Source organism: Ruminiclostridium papyrosolvens C7, from assembly GCF_000421965.1.
Taxonomy (GTDB): Bacteria; Bacillota; Clostridia; order Acetivibrionales; family DSM-1351; genus Ruminiclostridium; species Ruminiclostridium papyrosolvens_A.
The window spans coordinates 1-1,506 of record NZ_ATAY01000042.1 but is presented as its reverse complement, the minus strand read 5'-3'; the positions used below and the strand labels follow the sequence as shown (position 1 = coordinate 1,506).

The 1,506-nt window shown below is 44.0% G+C and carries 1 protein-coding gene; it reads left to right on the top strand.

Annotation, left to right across the window (positions count from 1 at the left end; translation table 11 throughout):
* The first annotated feature begins 102 nt into the window (after positions 1–102).
* The gene (locus tag L323_RS32835) at positions 103–1,293 is read left to right on the top strand and encodes an IS256 family transposase (RefSeq protein ID WP_117406790.1); all 1,191 of its coding nucleotides are present in this window, start codon (positions 103–105) and stop codon (positions 1,291–1,293) included.
* The last annotated feature ends 213 nt before the right edge of the window (positions 1,294–1,506 follow it).

The window sequence follows — 1,506 nt, the reverse complement described above, 5'->3', positions numbered from 1 at the left end:
GAGGCTGAATATTAATCCGTGTAAATGTAAATAATCTCCATAACAAACAAAACGGAGGTTATGAAAATGAGACAGTCAAAGAACATTCTCACAGACAAGGAAATGGAACTGGTTAGTCTGCTTATGCAGGACTGCCAAAGCACAGGTGATATTCAGTCAAAACTTAAAAGGCTGTTCGCCGGCACAATTGAGCAGATGCTGGAATCAGAGATGGATGATCATCTAGGCTATGAAAAAAACTGCATTGAAGGAAACAATTCCGGAAACAGCCGAAACGGATACAACCGCAAGACAATCATAAGCGATTATGGTGAAAGTGAGATTGCCGTTCCCCGCGACCGTAACGGCGAGTTTGATCCTAAAGTCCTCGAAAAGCGACAGACTAGGACGGATGAAATCGAACAGAAAATCATGGCGATGTATTCAAAAGGGATGAGCCAGCGCGACATTGAGGACAACTTGAGGGAGATTTACGGGGCAGAAATACCCCAGACGTTAATTTCCAAGATAACAGATAAAATTCTACCGGAAGTAAACGAGTGGCAGAACCGGCCATTAGAATCGCTATATCCCATCGTATACTTTGATGGGATTATGTTCAAAAGCCGCAAGGACAACCAGATCATCAACAAATGTGTCTATTCAGTTTTGGGTATAGATATGAACGGTCAGAAGGATATTCTGGGCATCTGGATAAGCGAAAACGAGAGTGCAAGCTTTTACGCGTCAATCTGCTCCGACCTGAAAAAGCGCGGTGTGCAGGACATCTTCATCGCCTGCCATGACAATTTGAGGGGGCTTGGAGATGCCATCAATGCCGTATTTCCAAAGGCTAAGCAGCAATTGTGCATTGTTCACCAAATACGAAATTCAACCAAATTTGTGCAGTATAAGGACAGGAAGAAGATTTGTGAAGATCTGAAGCAAATCTATGGCGCAGTGAATCTTGACGATGCTGAGTATGCAAAAGAGGAATTCAGGGAAAAATGGGATAAGAAGTACCCATCCATCCTGCGGTCCTGTGATACTAATTGGGCAGAACTTACCACATTTTTCAACTATCCCGAACAGATCCGGCATTTGATTTATACAACAAACGCAGTGGAAGCATATCACAGAATGGTGCGGAAGTTTACGAAAACAAAATCCATCTTCCCCACCGACGACTCGATCCGGAAGGTGGTATTTCTTTCAGCAAAGGAAATCACGAAGAAGTGGACGCAGCCTTCAAGGGACTGGGCAATGGCGTACAGCCAGATAATGATATTCTTTGCAGACAGATTTGTTGCGTAAAACCCTGAGAGCTCTGCCCTCAGACTCCCAAGGTTTATTCGCAAGGACTTACCGATGGAAAGAGAAAAACGGCGAACTATAGGGCTCGCCATTCATCGTATAAGCCGCAGCAAGCGTTGGGTCGCTCCTCAGCGTTGCCCGAATTATGCTACAGTAATATTATTGTCAAACTTTTGGATGATTATTCCATTTACACTAAAGTATGTTCACACC